The sequence below is a fragment of the Pseudomonas veronii genome (assembly GCF_001439695.1).
Classification (GTDB): Bacteria; Pseudomonadota; Gammaproteobacteria; order Pseudomonadales; family Pseudomonadaceae; genus Aquipseudomonas; species Aquipseudomonas veronii.
The window spans coordinates 1-2,598 of the sequence record NZ_JYLL01000068.1 but is presented as its reverse complement, the minus strand read 5'-3'; the positions used below and the strand labels follow the sequence as shown (position 1 = coordinate 2,598).

Here is a 2,598-nt window from a genome sequence, read left to right as displayed (position 1 = left end):
TGGGCGTTTTCCAGCAGGCGGATCAGGCCCCAGGTGCCGGGGTAGTCGCCAAATAGCCGCTCGCCGGCATGTACGCTGGTCCAGCTGAGGCTCACGCCGGGATAGTCGCTGCGCCCCGGCCAGTTGAAACGCTGCCAGTTTTCTTTCTGGTTGAAGTACTGGTGCCGGTCGCCGTTGAGGATGAAGGTGGTTTGCACCACGTCGCGCACGGGTTTGCCTTGCAGTTCAAAGCTCAGCCCCATGCCGCCGTCGGTGTAGAGCACATCGGCCAGTTCGCTCAGTTGATTGATCGCGCCCAGAAACCGGGGGTCGAAACGCAGGCCTTGGCTGTGGCGGGGGTCGGCCACCCAGCGGCTACCTTCCTTGCGCAGCACGCCGCTCAATTGCTGCTGTAAAAACTGTGCGATGCGCCCGGAGTCCGCGCGGATCATCTGCCCCAACATCGGCAACGACGCATCGCTGGTGGTGGCGGCAAACGGGTAACGGCTGGCGAAGGCGGCGTTCCAATGGCTGACGATCGAGCGCTGCCAGTGGCTGTTGAGGCCGGCGGCGGACGGTTGCAACACGCGTTGCCAGGCCTGTTCCAGCGGCTGCACGAACAGCGTCTGCGCCGCCCCGCCCCACTCCGCGCCCAGGCTGGCGGCCAGCAGGGCACCGTAGGATTGGGTGTCGGTGAGGTCGATGCTGCGGCCTTGAAACACGCTTTGTGCCAGGGCCTGGGTCATTTCCAGCGGGTCGGGCGCGGTGCTGATCTGCTGCAGTTTCAAACGCACCCGTGTCACGCGGGTGAGGAAGGCCGGGAGACTGAGGCCGTCTGTGTTGGACTTGTCCAGCAGCGCCAATAACGGGCCGAAGGTCGCCGCCAGCGGCCCCGTGGCGGCCTGGGCCAACGGTTCGATCGCTGGAGCCTTGTCCGGCCCGATCAGCTTTTGCGCAGACTGCACCAGCGAGTCGGCCAGGGCCTGGGGTCGGCTGCCCGCCTGCGCCTGGTAGGCCACGCTGTTCAGCAGCGCGATCAAGGGCGATTGGCGCACGTCGCTCATCAGCGTCAATTGGTCGATTGACTCATCGAGACTCGCGGCCTGCTGCCAGCGCAGGCTGTTGAGCAGATCCTGCCAGGCGCTGGCGTAGTCCTGGAAGTAGCGTTCGGTGAGGCGGGCGCGCAGTTGGTCAGGACTCAGGCGGGTGTCGACATCGGCGGGTTGGTCGCTGAGCACCCAATCGATTTCCTCGCGGCGCGCCTCGGCGATCGCATCGATGGCTTGGCGCACCGAGCCTTCCCAGGCCCGGCGGGTGAACACGCCGGGCACGCTGGCCTCGGTGGTGAACAGGGCCTGGGCGTCGGTGTCGCCGACCAGTTGCGGCAGGCCCAGGGCCGGGTAGTGATGGGCGGCGTCATCGAGCAATTGTTGGTACAGATTGGCTTCGGCATTGCGTTGACCCAATTGGCCGAGCAGGACCTGCCGGACTTGCGCGACCAGCCGCGCGTCGGTGTCGATGCGCCACGCCGGGTTTTCCGCCAGGTGTTCGGCGTAGAACTGCCACAGAGTGGGGCCCAGGGCTTGCCAGAGGCCCGCGCGTGAAGGCTCGACTTCGCCGAGGGTTTTCACCAGCAGACTGGCGTCGGCTTTTGCCGGACGCGCCATCATCAGGTAGGCCTTGAGCTGGTCGTAGGCAGCACGGGCGCGTTCGGCGCGCTCGGGATTGTCCGGGGCCAGCTTGACCAGGGCCGTGAGCTGTTGGCGTAAAGCGGCGACGGCCGGGTCGCGGATCAGGCGGTTATTGGCTTCGACGTAGCGCGGCCAAACAGTTTCAAGCAGCGCTGGGTTTTGATTCAGGCCGAAGCGCTGATACCACGGAGCGCCGCCTTGAACGCGATCATCCAGGCGCGCCAATTCGCGGACCAGTTCATGAAGGGCCAGGAGCTGTTCGTCGCCTTGTGATGCGCGTTGCAAGGTCGACAACGAGCTGTGTACCTGGGCGATCTGCGTGCGGTTGCTGATGAATGACAGCAGCAGTCCTGCGCTCCACAGCATGGCTAGGCCGAGGGCCAATGCGTAGCCAACTCGCGGCACGCTCCAGCCCAGTCGGCGGCCACGGGGGTTATCGCCGAGTACGCCGTGCCACACCGGGGCCACCGACCACGCCTGTTGTTGATCATGCGGCGAGCGCTGTACCGGCAGGCTGAACCACAACCCCCGCAACGGCACGCCACGGGCAAATTCGCCGGCCAGATGCGCCAAGGTGTGACGCCAACGATCAATGCCCTCGCCCTTTAAATCCCGCGACAGACGCAGCAGAAAATCATCCTTCATCACCGCGTTCATCTGCGCCAAACCCGCGCGACGCAAAGGCTCCAGCAAACGATTCAGCGCGGCGTCCAACGCCGCCGCCGAGAAGCGCGCGGGCAACTGACAGCCCACCGGCTGCGCTTTGCGCGTGTCCTGCGCCCATGCACTGCCGCAGACCTGCCAGAGGGATAACGGCAACTGCCAGCGCAAGTCACGGGCAAGGCGCTGCACCTGGCGTACACCTTTGCCCATCGAGACATCGTCGGCGGCCTGGGTTTCGTTCAGCGCCCAGACGACTCCGTCCAGC

1 protein-coding gene is annotated in these 2,598 nt (G+C 65.6%); it reads right to left on the bottom strand.

Annotated features, from left to right (window positions below; all coding sequences use genetic code 11):
* Positions 1 to 2,598, bottom strand: a 2,598-nt coding sequence (locus tag TU80_RS30935) for an ImcF-related family protein (protein WP_057006136.1), incomplete at both ends; no start/stop codon positions are given.